This is a genomic window from Pedobacter petrophilus, assembly GCF_009674725.1.
Taxonomy (GTDB): domain Bacteria; phylum Bacteroidota; class Bacteroidia; order Sphingobacteriales; family Sphingobacteriaceae; genus Pedobacter; species Pedobacter petrophilus.
Genome location: NZ_WKKH01000140.1, coordinates 1 through 361 on the forward strand (window position 1 = coordinate 1; position 361 = coordinate 361).

Below are 361 nucleotides of genomic sequence, written 5' to 3' on the forward strand. Positions count from 1 at the left end.
GGACTCTGTTTGGGCTCCGACTCACGCTGTCTCCATTTACTCAGAAGGCTATCGTTTATTCCAAGCTCATCTGCAACCTCTTTCACCGATCCTCGGCTATTAGATAAATCTATAGCCATTTTTTTGAAGGAATCATCAAATACTCGTTTGCTCATATAATCAAATTTAAAAGTTTCTAGTTAAATCTGACAACTAAATTCCTCCAGTCAAATGTAGCAACTCCATACCCTTTTACGCAAACGCTCCGGTATCTTCTTCAGCACGGCAATAATGTCTTCTGCTATGGTGCCCCTGATCATCGCCACGATAGCCCCTTTACGTCCCCTTGCCTCCTTGTTGGTTACAATGGTGTACAGTTCCC

The 361-nt window shown here is 43.2% G+C and carries 1 protein-coding gene; it reads right to left on the bottom strand.

All coding sequences use genetic code 11. The features are described from left to right. A partial coding sequence (locus GJU39_RS24395; protein ID WP_154281226.1) for a transposase occupies window positions 1-155 on the bottom strand: 155 nt, incomplete at its 3' end. Window positions 156-361 lie beyond the last annotated feature (206 nt).